Source organism: Pantoea sp. GM_Pan_4, assembly GCF_026541005.1.
Taxonomy (GTDB): domain Bacteria; phylum Pseudomonadota; class Gammaproteobacteria; order Enterobacterales; family Enterobacteriaceae; genus Pantoea; species Pantoea dispersa.
In genome coordinates this window covers 238555-261999 of record NZ_JALNUZ010000003.1, presented here as the reverse complement: position 1 = coordinate 261999, position 23445 = coordinate 238555, and the positions used below count along the sequence as shown (strand labels likewise).

22 protein-coding genes are annotated in these 23445 nt (G+C 58.7%); 13 read left to right on the top strand and 9 right to left on the bottom strand.

Features of this window, described 5'->3' with window-relative positions:
• Nucleotides 1-4: 4 nt before the first annotated feature.
• From OXR61_RS10230 to OXR61_RS10215, 4 genes are read right to left on the bottom strand one after another with little or no spacing between them, the layout of a single operon-like run.
• Complete coding sequence (locus OXR61_RS10230) at nucleotides 5-952, bottom strand: ROK family protein (protein WP_267412028.1); 948 nt, start codon at nucleotides 950-952, stop codon at nucleotides 5-7.
• Nucleotides 949-1815, bottom strand: coding sequence for an ABC transporter permease (locus tag OXR61_RS10225; protein WP_021508909.1), 867 nt, complete (start codon nucleotides 1813-1815; stop codon nucleotides 949-951). The genes OXR61_RS10230 and OXR61_RS10225 overlap by 4 nt, the downstream gene beginning before the upstream one ends.
• The gene (locus tag OXR61_RS10220) at nucleotides 1815-2735 is read right to left on the bottom strand and encodes an ABC transporter permease (protein WP_021508908.1); all 921 of its coding nucleotides are present in this window, start codon (nucleotides 2733-2735) and stop codon (nucleotides 1815-1817) included. The genes OXR61_RS10225 and OXR61_RS10220 overlap by 1 nt, the downstream gene beginning before the upstream one ends.
• Before the next feature lie 18 nt (nucleotides 2736-2753).
• Complete coding sequence (locus OXR61_RS10215; protein ID WP_031279976.1) at nucleotides 2754-4289, bottom strand: ABC transporter substrate-binding protein; 1536 nt, start codon at nucleotides 4287-4289, stop codon at nucleotides 2754-2756.
• Between the two features lie 285 nt (nucleotides 4290-4574).
• On the opposite strand from OXR61_RS10215, the gene OXR61_RS10210 reads away from it, so the two are divergent.
• Genes OXR61_RS10210 through OXR61_RS10200 form a run of 3 tightly spaced genes read left to right on the top strand, consistent with a single transcriptional unit; the run spans nucleotide 4575 to nucleotide 8955 of the window.
• Complete coding sequence (locus OXR61_RS10210) at nucleotides 4575-5708, top strand: ROK family transcriptional regulator (protein ID WP_031279975.1); 1134 nt, start codon at nucleotides 4575-4577, stop codon at nucleotides 5706-5708.
• 11 nt (nucleotides 5709-5719) lie between these two features.
• The gene (locus OXR61_RS10205) at nucleotides 5720-7162 is read left to right on the top strand and encodes a M81 family metallopeptidase (RefSeq protein ID WP_267412022.1); all 1443 of its coding nucleotides are present in this window, start codon (nucleotides 5720-5722) and stop codon (nucleotides 7160-7162) included.
• Nucleotides 7159-8955 carry an ABC transporter ATP-binding protein gene (locus OXR61_RS10200; protein ID WP_021508904.1) on the top strand — a complete coding sequence of 599 codons (1797 nt, stop codon included), beginning with the start codon at nucleotides 7159-7161 and terminating at the stop codon, nucleotides 8953-8955. The genes OXR61_RS10205 and OXR61_RS10200 overlap by 4 nt, the downstream gene beginning before the upstream one ends.
• Before the next feature lie 17 nt (nucleotides 8956-8972).
• On the opposite strand, the gene OXR61_RS10195 is transcribed toward OXR61_RS10200, so the two are convergent.
• Nucleotides 8973-10142, bottom strand: coding sequence for an ROK family transcriptional regulator (locus OXR61_RS10195; protein ID WP_241798153.1), 1170 nt, complete (start codon nucleotides 10140-10142; stop codon nucleotides 8973-8975).
• Between the two features lie 264 nt (nucleotides 10143-10406).
• Between OXR61_RS10195 and OXR61_RS10190 the strand changes: the two genes are divergently transcribed.
• The 5 genes from OXR61_RS10190 to ugpC are packed head-to-tail and all read left to right on the top strand — an operon-like array spanning nucleotide 10407 to nucleotide 15431.
• A complete protein-coding gene (locus OXR61_RS10190) occupies nucleotides 10407-11645 on the top strand; it encodes an extracellular solute-binding protein (protein WP_021508902.1) in 1239 nt (412 codons plus the stop codon).
• A gap of 9 nt (nucleotides 11646-11654) precedes the next feature.
• Nucleotides 11655-12566, top strand: coding sequence for a sugar ABC transporter permease (locus OXR61_RS10185; RefSeq protein WP_021508901.1), 912 nt, complete (start codon nucleotides 11655-11657; stop codon nucleotides 12564-12566).
• Nucleotides 12556-13395 (top strand): carbohydrate ABC transporter permease, encoded by an 840-nt coding sequence (locus OXR61_RS10180; RefSeq protein ID WP_021508900.1) that lies wholly within the window; start codon nucleotides 12556-12558, stop codon nucleotides 13393-13395. The genes OXR61_RS10185 and OXR61_RS10180 overlap by 11 nt, the downstream gene beginning before the upstream one ends.
• Complete coding sequence (locus OXR61_RS10175) at nucleotides 13392-14345, top strand: carbohydrate kinase family protein (protein WP_021508899.1); 954 nt, start codon at nucleotides 13392-13394, stop codon at nucleotides 14343-14345. Before OXR61_RS10180 ends, OXR61_RS10175 begins: the two co-directional genes overlap by 4 nt.
• 3 nt (nucleotides 14346-14348) lie before the next feature.
• Nucleotides 14349-15431 carry a sn-glycerol-3-phosphate ABC transporter ATP-binding protein UgpC gene (gene ugpC, locus OXR61_RS10170; RefSeq protein ID WP_021508898.1) on the top strand — a complete coding sequence of 361 codons (1083 nt, stop codon included), beginning with the start codon at nucleotides 14349-14351 and terminating at the stop codon, nucleotides 15429-15431.
• 119 nt (nucleotides 15432-15550) lie between these two features.
• On the opposite strand, the gene OXR61_RS10165 is transcribed toward ugpC, so the two are convergent.
• Nucleotides 15551-16960, bottom strand: a complete 1410-nt coding sequence (locus tag OXR61_RS10165; RefSeq protein ID WP_021508897.1) for an MFS transporter — start codon at nucleotides 16958-16960, stop codon at nucleotides 15551-15553.
• A 115-nt stretch (nucleotides 16961-17075) separates the two neighbouring features.
• On the opposite strand from OXR61_RS10165, the gene OXR61_RS10160 reads away from it, so the two are divergent.
• The 3 genes from OXR61_RS10160 (at nucleotide 17076) to OXR61_RS10150 (ending at nucleotide 18553) form a co-directional block, all read left to right on the top strand.
• Complete coding sequence (locus OXR61_RS10160; RefSeq protein ID WP_021508896.1) at nucleotides 17076-17930, top strand: helix-turn-helix transcriptional regulator; 855 nt, start codon at nucleotides 17076-17078, stop codon at nucleotides 17928-17930.
• 72 nt (nucleotides 17931-18002) lie between these two features.
• Nucleotides 18003-18176, top strand: a complete 174-nt coding sequence (locus OXR61_RS10155) for a hypothetical protein (RefSeq protein WP_021508895.1) — start codon at nucleotides 18003-18005, stop codon at nucleotides 18174-18176.
• A 29-nt stretch (nucleotides 18177-18205) separates the two neighbouring features.
• Nucleotides 18206-18553 carry a hypothetical protein gene (locus OXR61_RS10150; protein WP_021508894.1) on the top strand — a complete coding sequence of 116 codons (348 nt, stop codon included), beginning with the start codon at nucleotides 18206-18208 and terminating at the stop codon, nucleotides 18551-18553.
• A 39-nt stretch (nucleotides 18554-18592) separates the two neighbouring features.
• On the opposite strand, the gene OXR61_RS10145 is transcribed toward OXR61_RS10150, so the two are convergent.
• Entirely contained in the window at nucleotides 18593-19786 is a 1194-nt protein-coding gene (locus OXR61_RS10145; protein WP_021508893.1) for a zinc-dependent alcohol dehydrogenase, read from the bottom strand.
• A gap of 263 nt (nucleotides 19787-20049) precedes the next feature.
• Between OXR61_RS10145 and OXR61_RS10140 the strand changes: the two genes are divergently transcribed.
• Complete coding sequence (locus OXR61_RS10140) at nucleotides 20050-20757, top strand: phage antirepressor KilAC domain-containing protein (protein WP_021508892.1); 708 nt, start codon at nucleotides 20050-20052, stop codon at nucleotides 20755-20757.
• Between the two features lie 34 nt (nucleotides 20758-20791).
• Here the strand turns inward: OXR61_RS10140 and OXR61_RS10135 are convergent, their stop codons facing one another.
• Nucleotides 20792-21007 carry a hypothetical protein gene (locus OXR61_RS10135; protein ID WP_021508891.1) on the bottom strand — a complete coding sequence of 72 codons (216 nt, stop codon included), beginning with the start codon at nucleotides 21005-21007 and terminating at the stop codon, nucleotides 20792-20794.
• A 141-nt stretch (nucleotides 21008-21148) separates the two neighbouring features.
• Nucleotides 21149-22420 carry an FAD-binding oxidoreductase gene (locus OXR61_RS10130; protein ID WP_330137017.1) on the bottom strand — a complete coding sequence of 424 codons (1272 nt, stop codon included), beginning with the start codon at nucleotides 22418-22420 and terminating at the stop codon, nucleotides 21149-21151.
• Between the two features lie 117 nt (nucleotides 22421-22537).
• On the opposite strand from OXR61_RS10130, the gene OXR61_RS10125 reads away from it, so the two are divergent.
• Nucleotides 22538-23443: a polyprenyl synthetase family protein gene (locus tag OXR61_RS10125; protein ID WP_022547229.1), complete on the top strand. Its 906-nt coding sequence runs from the start codon at nucleotides 22538-22540 to the stop codon at nucleotides 23441-23443.
• The last annotated feature ends 2 nt before the right edge of the window (nucleotides 23444-23445 follow it).

Below are 23445 nucleotides of genomic sequence, written 5' to 3'. Positions count from 1 at the left end.
AAGCTCAGGACGCGCTGAGCGCCTGCCGCGCCAGCAGCGCCGCGCCCACCATGCCGCCCTGGTGGGCAAACTCGCCCGGCACCACCAGCGCATGCGCTGTGCTGCGCAACACACAGCGCTGCACCGCATCATTAAGCGCAGCAATCAGCGGGGTGACCGAAGCCAGGCCGCCGCCTACCGCCACCCGCGACGCGCCGGTAATGTTAATGGTGTAGGCGAGCGGCTCGCTTACCAGTTGCAGCCAGGCTTCTATCGTCTGCTGCGCCCGCGCTTCTGCCTGCTGCCAGCGAGCAATGATTTCCACGCTGCTGGCGCTTTCAGCGTGCAATACCTGATGCAGCGTTTCCAGTCCGCGCGCGCCGCCGTAGGTGTCCAGACACCCTGTCTGGCCGCACGGGCACGCCTGGCGCGGCACGCGCACGCGACGATGCGCCAGCGTCACTTCCGTGAGGGTAATCGGCCCGTGGCCCCATTCGCCGGTCAGGCCGTTTTGTCCGGTAATAATGCGGCCGTCCGCCACCAGACCACCGCCCACGCCGGAACCGAGAATCGCGCCAAACACCACTTTGTGCCCTTTGCCGCTGCCGGCCAGCGCCTCGGCCAGGGCAAAGCAGTCGGCGTCGTTGTGCGCGATCACCGGCCGCTGCAGCACCTCACCCAGTTCCCGCGCCAGATTACGCCGGTGAAAAGCCGGGATGTTGCTGGCAAACATTTCGCCGGTTTGCGGTGCCACAATGCCCGCCGTGGAGATGGCGACAGCCGCCTGGCTGCTGAAATGGTTATGCTGCCCGGCGATCATCTCGCTGACTCTGGCGCAAAAAGCCTGCCAGTCCATCGCCGGGATTTTTTGCTGATCGAGCAGGGTAAGCCGATCCTGTGTATCCATCACGCCAAGCTTAATAAAGGAGCCGCCCAAATCGAGGCAGATCACGGTTGAGTGCGGGTGAGTCATAAACGTTTATCCATTACATCGCGCAGGCCGTCGCCCAGCACATTAAAACCGAGCACGGTAATCAAAATCGCCAGTCCGGGAAATAGGGAGACGTAAATATTTAGCCCGAGAAAGTTGCGGCCATCGCTCATCATGGTGCCCCACTCCGGCATCGGCGGCTGCACGCCGAGCCCGAGAAACGACAGACTGGCGGCAGAAAGCACCACCGCACCAGCCGTCAGCGTCGACTGTACAATCAGCGGGCCAATGGCGTTGCGCAGAATATAGTGCGTGATAATGCGCGGGTATCGCACGCCAAGCATATGCGCCGCTTCGATATACTCCATATTTTTCAGTCCCAGCGTCAGGTTGCGACTCAGACGTGCATACACCGGGATCGAGAACAACGAAATGGCGATCAGCATGTTTGTCAGCCCCTCGCCGAGCACGCTGACAATCAGAATCGCCAGTACGATGCCGGGGAAGGCGAAAATAATATCCATCAGCCACATGATCAGCGCATCAATTTTGCGTCCAGCCAGCCCCGAGATGATGCCCAGAGGAATGCCGATCGCCATTGAGATGGCCACGCTGAGACTCACCTCAAATAGCGTGATGCGCGCGCCATAAATGACGCGGGCAAAAATATCGCGGCCGTAATCATCGGTGCCGAACCAGTGGGCAACGGAAGGTGCCTGCAACGTGTTCAACAGATCTTGCTCGATGGGATCCCAGTGAGTGATCAGCGGTGCAAAAAGGGCAGCCAGCACCACCAGCAGCACCAGCCCGCCTCCGGTCGTGATGGAAGGGTTGCCAAGCAAAAACCTCACGATCTGGCGGCGGCGCGCGGGCGGCGGCTGGAGAGACGTGTCGAAACTGTTCATCAGTCGAACCTTATTTTCGGGTTGAGCAAGCCAATCACTATCTCACCGACCAGATTCATCAACACCACGCCGGTTACCGCCACTAACGTTACGCCCTGAATCACCGGATAGTCGCGGTATTTCACCGAATCCACCAGCAGGCGGCCAATACCCGGCCAGTTAAACACCGACTCTGTCACCACTGCACCTCCGATCAGGCTGCCAAAATTCAGCGCGACGATGGTGACAATCGGTATCAGCGCATTGCGCAGCGCGTGTTTCCAGTTAACGCTGGCCGACGATAACCCTTTGGCTCTGGCGGTACGGATGTAATCCTGACTGAGCACATCCAGCATGCTGGAGCGCGTCATCCGCGCAATCATCGCCATCGGGAGAATCGCCAGCGTAACGGTCGGCATCACATAGTTGCGCCACGAATCAGCACCGAGTAGCGGCAGCCAGCCGAGCTGTACCGCAAAGTAGTTCATCGCCAGCAACGCCAGCCAGAAGTTCGCAATCGAGGCACCGGCAATGGTCAGTACCATGACGATCTGATCGGGAATGCGCTGCCGGTAAATGGCCCCGGTCATGCCCGCCGGCACGCCGATGGCAATCGCCAGCAGGTACGCCAGCGCCGCCAGCGACAGCGTGTACGGCAGGCGTTCGCTGATTTCGGTCATCACCGGACGCTGCGACTGCAGCGACAGCCCAAGATTGCCATGCAGCGCTTCACCGGCAAACCTGACGTATTGCAGCGGCAAAGGCTGATCCAGACCGAGCCGCACGCGCATACTGTCCACCGCTTCCTGCGGCGCTTCCGGGCCGGCCATCAGGCGTGCCGGATCGCCCGGCAACGCGCGGATGGCGATAAACACGATGATCGACACACCGAAGATAATTAACGGCAGCGAGAGCACCTTTTTTGCGACATACGCTTTCATATCAATCAGCCATCAGCACTATTTTTTCACGGCATCACGAACCACAATCTGGCCGCCCGGTTGCATTGTCACGCCACTGATATTTTTGCGCGTCGCATACAGATCGTCCTGATAGTAGAGCAGCACCTGCGGGGCGAGTCCGCTGATCCGCTGCTGTGCCTGGAAATAGAGCGCTTTGCGCTGGGCACCGTCGAGCGTGGAGGCGGCGCTATCGATTAGCTCATCGGTACGTTTGTCGCTGAAGAAGCCGAGGTTGGCCCCGCCGGGCGCAAAGCTGCTGCTGTGATACAGCGGACGCAACTGCAGATCCGAGCCGTACAGCCCCGAGGACCAGGACGCCAGCACCGCGTCCGTCCCCTGCGCGGCTTTCTCTTTGGCATCGGCAAACGCCGCTTTGGCCCACACGCCGCTCTCCATCTGACGCACGCTGAGTTTGACGCCAATTTTGCTCCACATACCCTGCAGAACCTGCGCAGTGCGTGCGTCGGGTGCCTGCACGGCAATCGACATGGCGAAGCCGTCGGCATAGCCCGCTGCCTTAAGCAGGTCTTTGGCTTTCTGCACATCGTACGGATAGTCATGCAACGCTTTGTCGTAGTTGGCATCGACCGGCGCCAGCGGGGAATTGGCCGGCTGCGCATAACCAAACATCACCGCTTTTACCAGCGCCTGCTGGTCGGTCGCGAAGTTCAGCGCCTGGCGGACTCTGACATCGCTGAGGGCTTTACTCTGTGTATTGAGATCGATCCAGAATACCGCCGCGCCCGGCGACTGTTTTAACTGCACGCCGGGATTATTTTTTAACATGCCGGCAAATTGCGGCGGCACCGGGTTAATAATATCGACCTGACCGGATTGCAGCGCCATATTCATGACTGACGGCTCACTGCTCCAGGTCCATTTTATTTCGTCCGGCCCGGCAGACTTGCCCCAATAGTCCGGATTCTTCTGCTCCAGGACAAATTCACCGGATTTATACTGCGCCAGTTTATAGGGTCCGGTACCGTCGGCTTTATTATTGATCGTGCCGGCTTTGTCAGCTTGTGGACTCACTATTAATCCCGGACCGGAGGCCAGCACAGTTAAAAACGCCGGATTAATTTTCTTCAGTGTAAAGGTGACGGTTAAGTCATCTTTTTTCTGCACGTCCTGAATAAAGGTGCGAATTTTCCCACTTCCGGCAAGACCGCGCTTCGTATCCAGATGACGCTGAAAGTTTTCAACGACCGCATCGGCATTAAATGGCGTGCCATCGTGGAATTTAACGTTGGGACGCAGCGTAAATTCCCAGTGCAGTCCGCTGTCGTCGGCATGCCAGGAGAGCGCCAGGGCCGGCATGATTTTGCCATCGTCACCGAGCCGCGTCAGGCCTTCATACATCGGGTCCAGCACCGTGCCGGTAAAGGTCGCGGTCTGATTGCCCGGGTCCATGCTGCGCGGCGGTTCGTTTTGCATAATGACCAGCTGAGCAGCCAAAACCGATGCGCTGGAAAACGACGCCAGAATACCCGCGGCAAGTGTCAGTATCCTGAAATGCTTGAGTGTGCTTTGCATGAAGGCCTCAGTGAATCAGTGACAAAGAGTGAAGAGTCATTGCCCGGCAGGCAGCTGACTGTCATTGCACGCCATCGCCTGCCATACGCTTTGATCATGTTAACGGCAGCAGAAGAACGGGCTCGACGCTATATAAGGCACACTCTGCAAACAAAAGCCAAGATGTCAGTTCATATATTTTACTTATAATTCGATCTGCATTCAGAAAATAAACTAAATACGCTTGAATTTGTTTTCATGGCTGATTATTGTCGGCCAAATACAGCCTGTGCCGTGAGAATCCGGATGCTTAATGCTCATCAGCAACAAATTCTGCGTTTATTAATTTCTTCGCATGGCATGAGCCGCACGGCAATTGCGGAAAAAATGAAGCTGAGTAAAGCCGCAATCAGCACATTAATCAAAGAGATGCTTAGCGCAGGACTGCTTGAGGAGAGCATTCCGGAAAGTAACGGTCAGGGTCGGCCTTCGGTGTTATTAAAAATGCGTGCCGACAGCGCCTATTTTCTCGGTGCGTCGTTGCTCGGTGACGATGTGTATCTGGTGCTGACGGATATGCACGGTCGCATCCTGGCCAGTACCCACATGCCGCTGAATCCCGATCCTGCGCTGCTGGCTGGTGCGCTGGCCGCCGCCATCCCCGGTCTGCTTGCACAAAAAGGCATCTCCGCCGACCAGCTTATCGGGCTGGGCGTCACGCTTTCCGGCTTTGTGGATGAAAACCAGGCGGTGTGCGTTCAGTCTGCCCTGCTGGGCTGGAAAAACGTCCCGCTGGCGGCACTGCTTAACGCGCAAACCGGTCTGGAGGTGTCACTGGAAAACGATGCCAAAGCTCTGGCGGTCAGCGAAAAGATTTTCGGCGTGGCGAAAAAGGCACGGAATTTCACCCTGATTTCCCACGGCGACGGCATTGGCTCTGCGCACTTCTTTCAGGGGCAGCTGCACCGCGGCGCGCACGGTGGGGCCGGTGAAATTGCTCACTGTACCGTAGAGCCGGGCGGGCGTCCGTGCCGCTGCGGCAAACGCGGCTGCCTTGATACGCTGGCGTCGCTCACTGCGATGCGTGAAAGCATGCGTGACAAACAGCTGCCCTGCACCAGCGTCGCCGAACTGGAAGCGCTGGCGGTAAAAGGCAATAGCGCCGCGATCGCCATTCTGCACCAGGCAGGTGACGCACTTGGCCTCGCCATTGCCAATATCATTCAGATGAACGATCCGGAGATGATTGTCATCGCCCATCAGCCGGATGCGTTCGACGGCCTGCTCAGAACGGTGGTGATGCAGGCGGTAGATAGTCACGTGTTGCCTTCAATCATGGGCAAGACGCCCATCGCCAGCATGGCGATTGATCAGTTCAGCTGGGCCCGCGCCGCAGCCAGTGTGGCGGCTTACCGTTTTATCGTTCACTTACCCGACTAGCGGAGTCTGTTATGCGCATTGCCTATGGTGGAATTCATACTGAATGCAGTACCTGGAATCCGGTGCTCAATTACGCCGACGACTTCCGCATCGTGCGGGGTGAAGCGATGACGACCAATCCCTATTTCGCCTTTCTGCAGGATTACGCGGCCGAATTTCTGCCGACATTTCACGCCCGCGCCATTGCCGGTGGACCGGTGGCACGTGTGACCTATGATGCCTTCAAGCAGGAGTTTCTCCGTCGGCTCGAGGCGTATTTGCCCGTGGATGGCGTTTACCTGGCGATGCACGGCGCGGTTTATGTCGAAGGGATGGAAGACGCGGAAGGCGACTGGATCAGCGCGACGCGCGAGCTGGTCGGGCCCGATTGTCCGATTAGCGTCAGCTACGATCTGCACGGCAATGTCACGCAGCGCATCATCGACGCGATCGATATGTTTTCGACCTACCGCACGGCACCGCACATTGATGTGGAAGAGACCATGCGTCGTTCCGTGTCAATGCTGGTTAATAGCCTGCAAAGCGGCGTACGGCCCGGCGTGGTGTGGGCACCGATCCCCGTGGTGCTGCCAGGTGAACGCACCAGCACCGAAGATGAACCCGCCAAAAGTCTGTATGCCAGCCTGCCCGGCATTAACGCGCTGGAACACATCTGGGATGCGTCGCTGATGGTGGGCTATGTCTGGGCGGATGAGCCACGCGCCACGGCGGCCGCGATCATGACCGGTACCGATGCTGATGTGCTGTCGGAACAGGCAGCGAAACTGGCGCTGGCTTACTGGCAGGCGCGCGATCAATTTGTGTTTGGCTGCGTGACCGGCAGTACGGAAGAGTGCGTGCGCATGGCAATTTCCAGTCATACCGCGCCGGTGATTCTCGCTGACTCCGGCGATAACCCAACCGGCGGCGGCGTGGGCGATCGGGCCGATGTACTGGCCGAACTGCTGCGGCAAAATGCGCAGGATGTCATCGTTGCCGGCATTACCGATAAACCGGCCACGGAGGCGGCCTTCGCCGCGGGCGTCGGTGCCCGGCTCTCCCTGACTATCGGTGCCACGCTGGATCCTGCTGGCGGCAAAGTCAGCGGCGAGTTTGACGTGCTGCTGCTGAGTGATGATGCCCGTTCGGTTGCCCGTCAGGCGCTGCTGAAGATCGCAGGCATTACCGTGGTGGTTGCCGATCGGCGTCGTCCTTATCACAACCTGGCGGATTTCGCCCTGCTCGGACTCGATCCGCGCCAGGCAAAAATTGTGGTGGTAAAATCCGGTTACCTGTCGCCCGAGCTGGCGCCGATTGCCAATCCCAACCTGATGGCGCTGTCGGAAGGTGTGGTCGATCAGTATGTTGAACGGCTGGTGCGCAAGCGCAAGTTGCAGCCGGCTTATCCGTTCGATACCGATTTTACCTTTGTGCCGGTCAGCACCCGCTCGGCGCGCTTTGTGGCGGCACAATGAATCGCGCTGACCCGCCGGTGCTGAGCATCGAAAATCTCACCGTCGCGTTTCGCAGTGATGACCGCTGGCGCGAAGTGGTGAAAAACGTCTCTTTTACCCTCGGGGCCGGTGAAACGCTGGCGATCGTGGGTGAGTCGGGCTCAGGAAAAAGCGTTACCTCGATGGCGATCATGCGCCTGCTGAATAGTCGTCACGCACGTATCAGCGGCAAAGTGCTGCTGAACGGCGTGGACTTGCTCACGCTGAGCGAGCGGACGATGCGCGATATCCGCGGCAATGCCATCGCGATGATATTCCAGGAGCCGATGACCAGCCTTAATCCGTCGTTCACTGTCGGTCACCAGATTGCTGAGGCGCTGATCGCGCACCGCAAAATCAGCGCACGTGCCGCCCGCGAGGAGACCATCCGGCTGCTGGAAAAAGTGCGTATTCCCAACGCGGCCAAACGCTTCAGTGATTACCCGCACCACTTTTCCGGCGGCATGCGTCAGCGCGCGATGATCGCCATGGCCCTGGCGCTGCGTCCAAAACTGCTAATTGCTGACGAGCCGACCACGGCGCTCGACGTCACGATTCAGGGTCAAATCCTTGACCTGATCAAGACCCTGCAGGAGGAGGAAGGCACCGCCGTGCTGTTCATCACCCATGATATGGGCGTGGTGGCAGAAGTCGCCGACCGCACGCTGGTGATGTATCAGGGCGCGATGGTGGAAACCGGCAGCACCGCCGCGATTTTTTCTGCCCCGGCGGCAGAGTATACCCGCACGCTGATTGCAACCGTGCCGCAGCTCGGTGCCATGCGCGGCATCGATGGACCGCGTAAGTTTGCGCTCAACGGCGAAGCGCCGGTGGCGCAGGCGCGGCAGACGCCGCAAGGGCAAACGCCGCTGCTGTCGGTGAAGAACCTCAGCACGCGCTTCAGCATTCACGAAGGGCTGTTCAGCCGTAAAACCGGTGCGGTGCACGCTGTGGAGAATATCTCGTTTGATCTGCTGCCGGGTGAAACCTTGTCGCTGGTCGGCGAATCCGGCTGTGGTAAATCCACCACCGGCCGCTCGCTAACGCGGCTGGTGCAGCCGGCCTCCGGGCAGATTGCTTTTGACGGCAGCGACGTGCTCACCCTCTCCCGGCAAGAACTGCGCAAGCTGCGCTGCGCCATGCAGATGATTTTTCAGGATCCGTTTGCCAGCCTTAACCCGCGTATGTCGGTCCTGGAAGCCCTCACCGAACCTTTTTTACAGCATCGGCTGGGCAGTAAGGCCGCCGCACAGAGCAAAGCGGCCGAACTGATGACGCGCGTTGGCCTGCCCGCAACCATGCTAAAACGCTATCCGCACGAATTTTCCGGCGGCCAGCGTCAGCGCATCTGCATTGCCCGTGCGCTGATGCTCGATCCGAAAATGATCATTGCCGACGAGTCGGTTTCCGCCCTTGATGTCACCGTGAAAGCGCAGATCATCAATCTGCTGCTCGATCTGCAACACAGCCTGAATCTGTCGTATCTGTTTATCTCGCATGATATGGCGGTAGTGGAGCGTATTAGCCATCGTGTGGCGGTGATGCTGCTGGGAGAGATTGTTGAGATTGGACCGCGCGCGGCTATTTTTGAGAATCCGCAGCACCCTTACACACAAAAACTGCTCGCGTCGGTGCCGGTGCCCGATCCGGCGCGCCGCCATTTAAAACGGTACGTGGACGTCAGCGAGCTGAAGAGCCCGGTGCGTGCCAATGGATTTGTGCCGGAAACACGGCATTATCAGGAAGTGAGCGCCGGACACTGGGTGATGCGGTAAAACGCTGGCCGCGTTTTTCACTTCATCAGCACCTGGAACTGCGGATTAAACTCATCAAAAATTGGCAGAGCCGCTGCGCCGAGGGCGGCGGTGTCGCTGCCGGTCATGCCGGTCTTGAGTCGCGTGCCGGTCAGATAGCGGCCGCGCACCGATTGGTAGAGCGGCGGCAGGCGCTGGATAATTTTATCCAGCAACACCGCTGGCATCATGCCGCCGATAATCACGCTCTCGGCATCAAAGATACACTCCAGCATGTTTATACCCTGGCGCAGCGGCGTAAGCACGGTATCAATCCAGCAATCAAACAGCGCCGGATCAACCTGCAGTAAATCTTCCGGCAGCGCGCTCATCGGGTCGAGCCCGCAGAATTCGTAAGCGGCCTGCAGCGAAACATAACGCTCCAGGCAGCCGTGATTGCCGCAGTAACACTCACGTCCACCGGGTTCAACCACCACATGCCCCACTTCACCGGCGTTGTGCGCATGGCCGCTGTACACATGGCCATCCATGATGATGCCCGCGCCCAGGCCCGTGCCAATATACAGATAAATAAAGGAATTAAGATGACGCGCCACGCCATGAAAACGTTCGCCAATCGCCGCGACGGTGGCATCATTCTCCAGCGTGACCGGCAGTCCACTCATCTCAGCAAGACGCGCGGCGATATCAACATCCTCCCAGCCGTGCAGCGTGGTCGGCCCCATTGACGAGATACCCTCCACACCAAACGGCCCTGGCATCACCACGCCAATACCCAGCACTTTTTGCCAGCGCGGCCCGGTCTGCTGTTTGATCTCCGCCAGCACCCCGGCAATGCGCGCTAATGTGGCATCCGGCTGCGGTTTTTGCACCATAATAAGGCGGCGAAAATGGATTTCACCGGTGAGGTCCACCAGCACAATCAGTAGCGTCTGATGGTCGAGATGGATGCCGATGGAAAACGCACTGGCCGGATTCAGGGTGACCGGAATCGCCGGCTGACCGCGGCCCTGCTTACGCGGCTGACGGCTGGTGAGCAGCTCCGCCTGCTCCAGTTCTGCGACGATGTTCGAGACGGTTTGCGGCGTTAACGCGGTCAGTCGCGCCAGCTCGGCACGGGTCAACTCACCGTGCAGGCGTATCGCTTCGATAATCACCCGACGATTATGCGCGCGCGCATGTTCCAGATTGGTTCCCGACGTTTTCATCCTGCTCGCTTCCCTCTTTTGACCACTGCTGCGGACCGCCGCCTCAATATCTATGATCGGCCACACATTTTACAACCTGTTTACCTGACAGCGGCAAAAATCTGTGCAAAGTAGTGTCGGATGGCAGCGTTGTTTTCTGCCCTGGCACGTCCCTTGCTTTAGCTCACTGCTGTCAGCCACTGCGCGCTGGCAATCTGTGCGCGATATTAAATCAATCAAATTGATTTAATTAAACACCCTCTACTGCATGAAGGCGAGAACGCAATGAAAAATCAGATGAAAGGTTGTTTTGCCGCCGTACTGTTCGCCTGCGCGGGCAGCGCGGCAGCGGCTACCACTACGCTCAACGCCCTGTTTATGACGCAGGCGGCCTACAGTGAAAACGATATCCGCGCCATGACGCAGGCGTTTCAGACAGCGCACCCGGACGTGCAGGTCAATCTGGAGTTTGTTCCTTACGAAGCGCTGCACGATAAGATCGTCGCAGCACGCGGCGCGGGCGGCAACGGTTACGATGTGGTGCTGTTTGATGCCATTTGGCCGGCGGAATTCAGCAAGTTTGACCTGCTGCAGGATGTCAGCAGCCGTATCAGCGCAGATGAAAAAGAGAAAATCTTCCCCGGCGCAATGAACACCGTGGTGTTCAAAGGCAAAACACTGGGCATGCCGTGGATCCTCGACACCAAATATCTCTACTACAACAAAGCGATGCTGGAAAAAGCCGGCATCAAAGATCTGCCGCAAACCTGGCAGCAGGTGATGGATGATGCGCGCATCATTAAGCAGAAAAATATCGTTAAATATCCGCTGGTATGGAGCTGGTCACAGGCGGAAGCGCTGGTGTGTGACTACACCACGCTGGTCTCCGGCTTCGGCGGCAAATTCTATAACAACGGTAAGCTCGATTTCTCTACGCCAGCCTCGCTGCAGGCGGTGAAGCTGATGAAAAGCTCGCTTGATGAGGGGCTGACAAACCCGGCTTCGCGCGAATATCTGGAAGAGGACGTGCGCAAAGCCTTCTCCAACGGCGATGCGGCTTTCGCTCTCAACTGGACCTACATGTACAACATGGCCAACGATGCCAAACAGAGTAAAGTCGCCGGCCAGGTTGGCATCATGCCCGCACCCGGCGATGCGCCCAATCGTTTCGGCGCGGTCAACGGTTCGATGGGTCTGGGCATTGCCAAAGGCAGCAGCCATCCGGAGCAGGCGTGGCAGTACATCAGTTACATGACTTCGCAGCCGGTACAGAATAAATACGCCACGCTCAGTCTGCCGATCTGGAAAAGCTCCTATCAGGATCCCGCGGTCAGTAAGAATCAGGAGAGCCTGATCGCTGCTGCCGACAAATCGCTGAATGTCATGCTGTCGCGTCCGGAAACCGCTGATTACTCACGTCTCTCCAACACCCTGCAGCAGCAGCTGCAACAGGTTCTGGTCGGCAGCGCGACACCGGAAGCAGCCATGCAGGCGGTAGACAAAAGTGCGGCGCGTCTGCGTTAAGGGGTCAGTATGCTGAGTTTGCGTCAACGCGAACAACGGCAGGCGTGGGTGCTGCTGGCACCCATGCTACTGGTGATGCTGTTGCTCACCGCCTGGCCGCTGCTGCGCACTATCTGGCTGAGTTTTACCGACGCCGCGCTGATTGGCAGCGGCGGTGAAGCGCCGCAATGGATTGGCCTGGAGAACTATCTCTACGCCATTACCGATGCGGATTTTCAAACCTCGCTGTGGCGCACGCTCTACTTCACCGTGGTGTCGGTAGCGATTGAAGGCGTCATCGGCGTGCTGGTTGCGCTACTGCTCAACCAGAAATTCGCCGGACGTAACGTGCTGCGCGTGCTGGTGATTCTGCCGTGGGCGCTGCCAACTATTGTGAACGCCATGATGTGGCGCCTCAATTTCAATCCGGACTACGGCAGTATCAACGCCCTGCTGACGCAGCTCGGTATCATCGATGGCTACCGCAGCTGGCTGGGATCGCCGGCTTCCGCGCTCAACGCGGTAATGTTTGCCGACATCTGGAAAAACTATCCGCTGGTGACGCTGCTGGTGCTGGCAGCGCTGCAGTCGGTGCCGGAGGATCTCTACGAAGCGGCGCGGCTGGATGGCGCATCGGCATGGCGGCGTTTTCGTGCCATCACCTTTCCGGCAATTGTCGGATCGCTCAGCGTGGCGCTGGTGTTACGCACCATCGACGCCTTTAAAATCTTCGACATCATCTATGTGATGACGCGCGGCGGTCCGGTCGACAGCACCAAAACACTGAGCTTTTACGTCTATCAGGAATCCTTCAGCTACCTGCGCGCCGGCAGCGGTGCGGCTTATGCCATGTTAATGACGCTGCTGTGCGCGGTGCTGATCACCCTTTACATGCTATTACTGTGGCGGCAGCGCCGTCGGGGAAGTGCCTATGAAGGTTAAACTGCGTACCTGCGCTAAATACGCGGCGGCGCTGCTGGTGGCGCTCTCCGTCGTGGCACCGATGGGCTGGCTGTTTCTGATGAGCGTCAGCGCCACCAGCGATCTGACACGCGTGCCGCTGGAGTGGCTGCCGCGCCAGTGGGATTTCAGCCGCTACGGCAGGCTGATCTCGCTGGAACCCGGCCAGCCCGGCGCGCTGTTTCTGCATGCGCTGGGTAACAGCCTGCTGGTGGCGACCGGCGCGACGCTGGTGTGTCTGCTGCTGGCGATTCCGGCGGCGTTCAGCTTCTCGCGCTATCGCGGTCGCGACGGCTGGCTGTTCGCGTCTCTGGCCATCTATATGGTGCCGCCGGTGGCGTTTGTGCTGCCGCTCTACTTTCTGCTGCAGCAGTTCGATCTGCTCAACACCCGACCCGGTTTGATCATCGTGTACTGCTCGCTGATTTTGCCGTTTCTCACCTGGATGCTGAAAAACCAGTTTGATGCCCTGCCGCAGGATATCGAACAGGCCGCGCGTCTTGATGGGCTGCGCGTCTGGCAGGTGCTGCTGCGCATTACGCTGCCGCTGGCGAAACCGGTGCTGGGCGCGGCGGCGCTGTTTGGCTGGCTGCTGGCGTGGGATGAATTTTTCTACGCCCTGCTGTTCACCAGTAACATCGCCGCGCAAACCCTGCCGGTCACCATTGCCGGCTTTACCGCAGGCCGCGCCACCGACGATGGGCTGATTGCCGCCGTCGGCATTCTGGCGTCGGTTCCTCCTCTCTTTATCGCTATCTGGCTGCAAAAAACGCTGGTCAGCGGCCTTGCCAGTGGCGGGAGCAAAGGATGATGAGCAATAAGGAAGTCCGCGCCACGCTCTACGTGGTGGGCAATATCAATGTCGATGTCATCATGGGTACGCTGGACAGCTGGCCGCAGCGTGGCACCGAAGTGATGCTGCAGCACAGTGAGCTGCGTCCGGGCGGTTCGGCGGGCAATTGCGCGCTGGCGCTGGAAGCGATGCAGGTGCGCCATCGCGCCGTCGCTAATCAGGGCGATGACGGCCTTAGCGCATGGCTGGCAAGCCATTTTCCGCACAGCGCGGCGCACTGGACACGCTACCCCTGCGAAACCTCACTCACCGTTGGCATTACGCACTCCGATCACGAGCGATCGTTCCTCAGCAATCTCGGTCACATTGTGCGGCTCAGCGCGCTGGACGTGCTGAGCCAGCTCCCGGCGCAAGCCAGCAGCGGCGATATCGTGCTGTTGTGCGGCACGTTTCTCTGCCTGCAACTGTATGACGACTATCCGCAGTTGCTGGCCGAACTGCAGCAGCGCGGGTTTATCACCGCCGTCGATACCGGCTGGCCGCCTCAGGGCTGGAGCGATGAGGTGCGTGCGCAGATCGCCCGCTGGCTGCCGCAGTGCGACTGGCTGCTGCTCAATGAGGTCGAAACGCTCGGGCTGAGTGGCGCAGATGATCTGCACACCGGCGCGCACCAGCTGGCGCAACGGCTCAGCGGGCGCGGCGGCTGCGTGGTGAAATGCGGTGCGCAGGGCGCAGGCTGCTGGCAACGTCAGCACAGCCTGCAACAGCCTGGTCGCGCGGTCGCGGTGGTCGACACCATCGGTGCCGGCGACAGCTTTAACGCCGGCTTTCTCACCGCGCTGCTGCATCAGCAGGATCTTGCCACCGCGCTGCAATGGGGCATTGCGGTGGCCTCACTGGCAATCAGCACGCAGCCACGTCGCTATCCCGACTGGCAACAACTGCAACTATGCGCACAGGAGTTTTAAATTATGGCCGGTGTTGAACTCGTTAAAGTGGCCAAGCGCTACGGTAAACAGTCGGTGCTGCATCCGCTCGACCTGACCATTCCCGACGGCAGCTTTACCGTGCTGGTCGGCCCGTCCGGCTGCGGCAAATCGACGCTGCTGCGCCTGCTCGCCGGACTGGAGAGTCTCTCCGACGGCGCGATTCTGATGGATAAAGTGCAGATTAACGATCGCGATCCCGCCGATCGCGACATTGCGATGGTGTTTCAGAGTTATGCGCTCTATCCGCACCTGACGGTGGCCGAAAACCTGGCGTTTCATATGCAGGTGAAAAAGGTACGCCGCGATGAGCAGCAGCAGAAAATCGCGCGCATCGCCGCGATTCTTGGCATTGATAAGCTGCTGCAGCGCTACCCGCGCGCGCTCTCGGGTGGGCAGCGTCAGCGCGTGGCGATGGGCCGCGCCATGGTGCGTAATCCGCAGGTGTTTCTGTTTGACGAACCGCTCTCTAACCTTGATGCCCAGCTGCGCATGGAGCTGCGCGCCGAGATCAAGTCGCTGCATCAGCGTTTCAAAACCACCATGGTGTATGTCACGCACGATCAGGTAGAAGCGATGACGCTGGCCGACCAGATTGTGGTGATGAAAGAGGGACGCATCGTGCAACAGGGCGCACCGCTGGCGATCTACGATCGTCCGGCAGATACCTTTGTGGCGCGTTTTATTGGTTCGCCGCCCATGAACCTGTTACCGGCACAATTGCTGACGCATGACGGCGTGCCGGGCGTGCAGTGTCAGAACTGGTGGCAACCGCTGCCCGCGCAGTGGCAGGCGGTGGCGCGGGAACGTGAAGGCGCTGCCGTGACGCTGGGGGTGCGCCCGCACGATCTGTGCGAAGTGCAGGACGGCGCGCCTGCGAGGGTGAACGTGGTGGAGATTACCGGGGAATCAACCCTGCTGCACCTTGACTGGCACGGTCATGCGCTGCACATGCAGATGGCCGGACGGCATGCGGCCGGCAGTGGCGCGACACTGCGCATCGGTTTCAATCCGCAAAAAATTCATCTGTTCGATGCCGAAAGTGGTTTACGCCTGGCGGAAAAGTAAGCGCGGCGCGGTTTTCAGGTGCCGGGGCGCACCAATGCGCACCCGGCCCAAAAACCTGTTATTACCTTGCAGGATCAGCGTTTACGGTGACCAGACGGGCTGACTTTTTCCCTCCGGCGTCAGCCTTCAGCCGTCACCGGCTGGAACGTCCGACGGTTGACGCTGGTCAGCACCACCAGCAGTGCCATCATCAGCAACTCCACCGCCAGCGTACCGCTGATGGCTGCCAGATGGTTACCATGCTGATTGATCTGGGTGAACACGCCGCCGAGCAGCATCGGTCCCAGTCCCAGCGCCGATTGCTGCACGGTAGACAGCACCGCACTGCCTGCGCCGGCCTGATGATGCGGCACCCCGCTCATGCCAATCCGGTAGAAGGTGCTGACAATAAACGACTGGCCAAAGCCAATCAGCGCGGTGGCCGGAATCAACGTAGCAATGCCCACCTGCGGCCACTTCAGCTGCAGCGTCGCGATCAGCGCCACCAGGCCGACCATCTGAATCGCACAGCCAGACAGTAACGTGGCACGTTTACCATAGCGCTCAACCATGCGGGTAGTACGCATTGAGCCGATAAAATAGGCCGCGCCCAGGGCAATAAACGCATTGCCGGACTGGAAAGCGGTCATGCCGATGCCGGATTGCAGCGTCAGCGCCACCGCGAACATAAAGCCGCTCCAGCAGGAGAAGAACAGCACCGCCAGCGTCAGACCAAAACGCACGCTGGAAAGACGCAGCAGCGAGGGCGGCAGCAGCGGCGATCCGCCAGCGGCTTCCAGTCGCAGCGCGCTGTGACGCAGCCGATGCAGAAACAACGGAAACAGCGCCAGCAGTAACAGGCACGGCCACGACCAGTGCAGCAGCGGCCCCAGCGCGAGTGCCAGCATCAGACAGCCGATCGCGCCGGCCAGCAGTAGTGTACCGCTCACATCCACCGGCACGCGCTTGAGGTTATGCGTTTCCGGCACGAAGCGGCGCGCGGTCAGCAGGACGAACAGGCAGATCGGCAGGTTGATGAGAAACACGCTGCGCCAGCCGTAGCCGCCAATATCGGCTTTGATCAAAAAACCGCCCAGCACCTGGCCAACAATAAAAGCCAGCCCGCCGATACCGCCGTACAGGCCAATGGCCCGCGCATGCGCCCTGCCCTGCAGCGTAACGTGCAGCGTGGCGAGAATCTGCGGCACCATAAAAGCGGCACCGACGCCCTGCAGCGCGCGCGCAAACATCAGCATGCCGACGCTGTTAGCGATGCCGCACAATAATGACGCAATGCCAAAGATCCAGACGCCGGCAAGGAACACACGACGGCGGCCAAAGTTATCGCCCAGGCGTCCGCCCATCGCCAGACAAATAGCAAAAGCGATACCGTACACCGCCACGATCAGCGCCAGCGCGATCGGCGAGGCACGCAGCGATTGCGCCATCGCATCCAGCGCGACGTTGACTATGGAAAAGTCGATCATCGGCAATAGCTGCCCGGCCAGCAGGACCACCAGTCCTGCACGTTGAAGTTGCGATGTCTGCATAGCGTTAACCTTGTTTTTAGTTTCACTACGGCATAGCATCACCTAACCGTTAAACGGGTACCAGTTCTTGATTATCATGGTATAAATTCTACCCGTCTCGTCTGGAGAGCTGCTGATGAGCACCGCGCAAACCCTTACCCCCGCTGAGCTGAACAACCGTAAATTACTCGGTACCTTTTTACGTACGCGCCGCGAGAGCCTGGATCCTAACCGCCTCGGTTTACCGCGTATGCGTCAGCGCCGCACGCCGGGTTTACGCCGTGAAGAGGTGGCGCAGCTGGCGGATGTCGGCGTCACCTGGTACACCTGGCTGGAACAGGGGCGCGATATCAAAGCCTCCACCAAAACGCTGACGGCCATCGCCAGCGCCCTGCAATGCAATGATGTAGAGACACAGCATCTTTTCTCGCTGGCCGGACACACCCTGCCATCGACGCGCGTCGCCGCTGCCTGCTGCAAACTCGCCGGACATAATCAGCAAATGCTGGATGCCATTCAGCTGCCGGCGATCATCGAAACGCCGCGCTTCGATATCCTCGGCTATAACCAGGCGTGGTGTGCACTGATGGGCGTCGATTTAGCCCAGATCGCGCCGGAAGATCGCAACTGTATCTGGCTGGCGTTTAACCATGCCGGCTGGCGCAACGTAATGACCGACTGGGACGAAGTGATGCCGCAGATGGTGGCGATGTTTCGCGGTCAGATGGGCGAGCATCTGGGCGATCCGCACTGGGAGAGCTTCCTGGCGCGATTGCTGAACAGTTCCGATGAGTTCGCGCACACCTGGCAGCGCTACGAACTGGGCAAGGTGGAAAACCGTGTAAAACGCTTTTACCGTGCCGAAGTAGGCGAAATGACGCTGCGCCAGAATAACTGGTGGTCGGCGTCACGCAACGGCGATCGCCTGCTGGTGTATGTGCCGGATGATGCCGCCAGCGCAGCGGCGCTACAGCAACTGATTAATCCCTGAATCACCTGCGCTATCCCCAACCTTATTTATCCTGACTATGCTTATCAGACGATAATAAATTCAGGAGAGCGCATGAAACTACTTTATTTCGTTTCGCTTATTGCTGCAGCCGGTTATTTACTGGCTTTCTTACCTAAACTGCGCACCCGTCGCGAGCCTGTGGCTTATTGGGGGTGCTGGGCTTATTTAGGTCTGAACGCGGTATATTGGGCAGTATTTGCGTTTCGCTATTATTTTCTGCGCTAACCGTGGTAACGTCATGAAGGAGTTATGTTATGTCAGAAAACAACCGCGATCGGATGCCCTATCTACTCTATTTTTCCCGTCAGCGTTTACTGGTGGAAAATATTGATGGCCACATCGTTGATATTGGCGGTGCGGAAAGAGTGGGCGATCGTTATCGCTGGCAGCTGGACGGTAAAGATGCCGGGGGAGAAACGGAGCAGGAAGTGGACGAATTACTGGCCGAGGTGGAAAAACACCTGAGCTTTTTGTTCGTCGATGGCCAGTTTACCAGCCTGCCCGATGTCAGTGCTGATTATGGCGATCGGCTCGACAACGCGCCCTCACGGCAAATTGCACTACCCGAGCTCAACGACCGCGATGAAGACATCGTGCGTTAAGCCACTGAAGCAGGCTGCCGTCAGGCAGCCTGTCAGCACTCAGGCCGCCGGCGTGGTACTGGCCATACCGGGCACCAGAATCACTTTGCGGCAATCCTCTTTGCGTTTTTCAAAGATTTCATAGCCACGCGCGGCCTCTTCCAGCGGCATATGGTGCGTCACAATCTCTTCCGGCGTCAGCAGCCCTTGTTCAATCAGCGACAGCAGGCGCGGTAAATAGGCCTGCACATGCGTCTGGCCCATTTTAAACGTCAGTCCTTTATCGAATGCATCGCCAAACAGGAAGCCGTGGATAAAGCCGGCATACACGCCCGGCACGCTGACCACACCGCCACGGCGCACTGCCGCAATACACTGCCGCAGGGCCTTCCCGCTGCTGCCCTCCAGCTTCAGATTACTCATCACTGTTTCCGTCAGGCTGCCCTTGGCTTCAAAACCTACCGCATCGATTACCGCATCAACGCCCCGGTGGCCCTGGGTATGATCAATGATCCAGCCAGCAGGATCGTCGATTTCGTCAAAATTGATCGGCGTAACTCCATAACGCTGGCGGGCAAATTCCAGTCGATAAGCGTTGTGGTCAATCATAAAGATCTCTTCCGCCCCTGCCAGGCGCGCGCAGGCGGCGCTCAGTAACCCGACCGGGCCGGCGCCAAAAATGGCGACGCTGGAGCCTTTATCCAGTCCGGCATTTTGCACTGCCTGCCAGGCGGTGGGCAGGATATCGGAGAGAAACAGTACTTTTTCATCCGGTAGCGCCAGCGGCACTTTAAACGGCCCGACATTGGCTTTTGGTACCCGCACATATTCCGCCTGGCCGCCCGGCACGCCGCCGTACAGTTTGCTGTAGCCAAATAACGCTGCAGGCGGGGTAATATTTTTCTTGTTTAAAATAGCACCGCGCCCGCTATTGGTATTTTCACAGGCCGCATACTGATGCAGATGACAAAAGAAACAGTCGCCACAGGCAATAACAAAGGGCACCACAACGCGATCGCCAATTTTCACATTGGTAACCTCACTCCCCGCTTCCACCACTTCACCCATAAATTCGTGACCAAATATATCACCGTGATCGGTACCGGGAATTTTCCCGCGATAAAGATGTAAGTCGGAGCCGCAAATTGCCGTCGCGGTGACGCGTAAAATAATGTCGTCCGGCTGCTCTAAAATCGGGTCAGGAACAGTTTCAACGCGCACCCGATGTGGGCCATGATAAGTTAACGCTTTCATAATCAGCTCCTCATAAATAAGCGTAACGAAAGGCTGTCTTTATTTAACCTGAATCGCTTAAGCCTGGTAGTAATAGTCGAATAGGCAAGCGTATCGGTATCGGGTGCAGAGCGGGGTCCGGCGCAGTTGCGCTTTGTGCGATATCTCGCAGAGAGGCATTTCTTACAGTAACGGCTAAAAATAATACTGGATATGCAAACAGTATATTGTATACTTATCCAGCAGTCTGATGGACTGTTCCACGTTTGTAAGAGGTGATACTGATGATGATCTCAACGGAAAGTCTTGCTGCTCTCAACGCAACTCTGCTGATGAGCAGCCGTGAAATTGCCAGAATAACCGGCATCACGCATGGCGAAGTGAAGCGCCTGATTAAAAGCCTGGAAACCGCGCAGCGCCTTTCCCAGCCTGTCACGGTGAATCATTACGAGCATGAAGGTGAGACACGTCAGGAGTTCCAGCTGAATAAACGTGACTCGCTGCTGGCGGTTGCTCGTCTTTCCCCTGGCTTTACCGCCGAACTGCTGGACCGCTGGCAGGAGCGGGAAAAATTCACCCATCTGCCCGATTTCACCAATCCGGCGGAAGCGGCACGAGCCTGGGCAGAACAGTTTGAGCAACGCCGTGCGGCGGAACAGCAACTGGCGCTGACGGCCCCAAAGGCAGAATTCTTTGATCGCTTTGTTGATGTGCATGAGTCGCTGGGCTTTCGCCAGCTGTGCAAAATGCTCAAGGTGAAAGAGCCGGAGTTTCGGCAGTTTCTGCTTGAGCGCAACATTATGTACCGTGATAAAGGTGCGCTGACGCCACAGCAGCACCATCTGCAGGCTGGCTATTTTGCGCTGCGCAGCGGAATGGGTGAAAACCAGCATGCTTTTTCGCAGGCACGGTTTACCGCGAAAGGTGTGAAGTGGGTTGCCAGCCTGTGGGCCGGTCATGTCGCTGCACGGCCGAATGGTGTCGCTGCCTGATATTCAGCCGGTCAGGACGACCGGCTGGGTTCGTTTAGCGCTGATGGCGGCGGCGCTGTAGCCGATGGCGAAACTGCCTGACCTCTTCGCGTGACCAGCAGCGAGAGGAGAGCGGCAGGCTGTCATCAACCGCCGCCGGCAGCGGCAATTTTTCCAGCGTGCCACGATTACACATAGCACGCGCCAGCGTGGTACAGGGGATATCAAGGTAATGCGCCATCTGCGGCAGCGTCATCAGGGTGGTACGCATACTCACCTCCATTTGGCTTATGTTTCGCCTTCCATGGTTGAGCAGCCCGGCAGATGTTTTTTTGATCGCGATCAGCCTACGCCTTAATTCAGGTTAAAAATTAATCAATCTGCCACCCTGTGGTCTGCGCCATCGCTTCGCTCACTGTGCCGCCGGAAAGTTTCGCTGAATCGGTGCAAACGCGCTGGCGGCTTTGCCGATCAGCCGTTGTGGCCGGAACTCTTTCAGCAGGTCGCTGGGACTGTCGCCGATCAGCTCCTCCGCCACCAGCCTGCCAATCAGCGGTGACAGCGTGACGCCGCTGTGCGTCACCGCGACATACACGCGCTGATGCGGGGTGACAAAGCCCAGTGCCGGCAAACCATCAGCCGGACGCGCCCGCTGCCCGACGACAATCTGCTCGATCTGCAACGCACCAGCCGTGGCAAACAGCGCACGGTAGCGCTCACGAAACTGATCGGCGATGGCGCCATGAGTCGACGGCGGCGCGCCCGGATCGGCCAGATGATCGAGATCCAGCGCCTGCAGCAGTAACCGCCCGCCGCCATCCGGCCGCACGTTCAGCTGCGGAGAAATCAGGTTGGTGCCAAGCGATAACGGCTGCGGTGCAGTGCGCGCCAGAAAGCTGCAGGCCACCGCATCAGGCTTGCTGGTGTCAATCAGCGCCAGTTCCATACCAAGCGTATGCAGCAGCTGATTGGCCCAGCGTCCGGTCGCCAGCACCAAACGATCACCCTGCCACTGCTCACCCTGCTCAAGCTGCACCGTCACGCCTTCCGCATTTTCACTGATGCGCTGAATCGCCTGATGCTGATGCAGTACCGCGCCGTGCGCCTGCGCCTCTGACCACAGCCGTGCCAGATACAGCGCCGGATAGAGCACCGATTCCGTTGGAAAATGCCAGATGCTGCCGTGCACCGCAGACGCGCGCAGTTCAGGAATTTCCTGCTGCAGCTCGGCCAGCGTCCTTTGCCGTGCCGCATAGCCAGCGGCCTGTAGTGAGGTGGCACGCTGCTGCAGTTGCTGTTCAGCTTCACCCGTGCCGGCCCACTCCCAGGTGCCACAAGGTTCCAGCCAGCGCACGCCATTGGTCTGCGTCAGCTGCAGCCGGATATGCTCCTCCATCGCCAGCGCATTGAGGCGGTGATAGCTGGCAGGCTGTTTGCCGTTCGAGTTTACCCAGGCAAATGTGGTGCTGCTGGTGCCCGCGCCCATGTGTTGCCGGTCAAAGAGGGTCACCTGCGCGCCCTGCCTTGCCAGCGCCCACGCCACGGCGAGGCCGATCACACCCGCACCGATTACCGCCACTTTTTGCGTCGTCATAGCTGTCTCCTCTGATTGCCCGTCATCATAGCAGTCACCGCAGCGAAAACTGGCCTGAGGGTCATAGGAATTACTTCTCAGATTATTCAATAAATAAAAAAAGCGTGACGGTGCGTTAAAGTCGCTTCGCTCGCTGGCGCACTCCCCTTACCGGGTCTACGGTTAATTGAAAAAGCACAAGAATTTAACTAACCATGGAAAGCCGCTATGACCGCCCATGTCGATACCACAGCAAGCCAGGAAAGCGATCTCCTTCAGTTGCATCACGCATTGCAGGCTCATCTTGAACATTTATTGCCTGCCGGGCAGCAGGCCGATCGCGTTCGGGCCGCCATGCGTGCCGGCACGCTGGCACCGGGCAAACGTATTCGTCCGCTCTTGCTGCTGCTGGCAGCACGCGATATGGGCTGTGACGTGGCGCAGCAGGGCATCCTTGATCTTGCCTGTGCAGTCGAAATGGTGCACGCCGCCTCACTGATCCTTGACGACATTCCATCAATGGATAACGCCCGGATGCGACGTGGACGCCCGGCGATCCACTGTGAATATGGGGAAAACGTGGCGATCCTGGCAGCGGTCGCGCTACTCAGCCGCGCCTTTGAGGTGATTGCCCTCGCGCCGGGTCTGCCGGCAACGCACAAAGCCGAAGCCATTGCCGAGCTCTCCTCTGCCGTGGGCCTGCAGGGACTGGTTCAGGGTCAGTTCCAGGATCTGCATGACGGCGCACACAGCCGCAGTCCGGAAGCCATCACCCTGACCAATGAACTGAAAACCAGCGTCCTGTTTCGCGCCACGCTGCAGATGGCGGCGATTGCGGCCGATGCGTCAGTGCAGGTACGTCAGCGTTTAAGCTATTTTGCGCAGGATTTAGGTCAGGCTTTCCAGTTACTGGACGACCTGGCGGATGGCTCTAAGCACACCGGCAAGGACTGTCATCAGGATCAGGGCAAATCCACTCTGGTGCAGATGCTGGGCCCGGAAGGGGCTGAACGTCGTCTGCGCGACCATCTAAGCAGCGCCGATGCCCATCTTGCCTGCGCCTGCCATCGCGGTGTCGCCACCCGTCAATATATGCACGCCCTGTTTAATCAACAGCTGGCGATGTTCAACTGAAG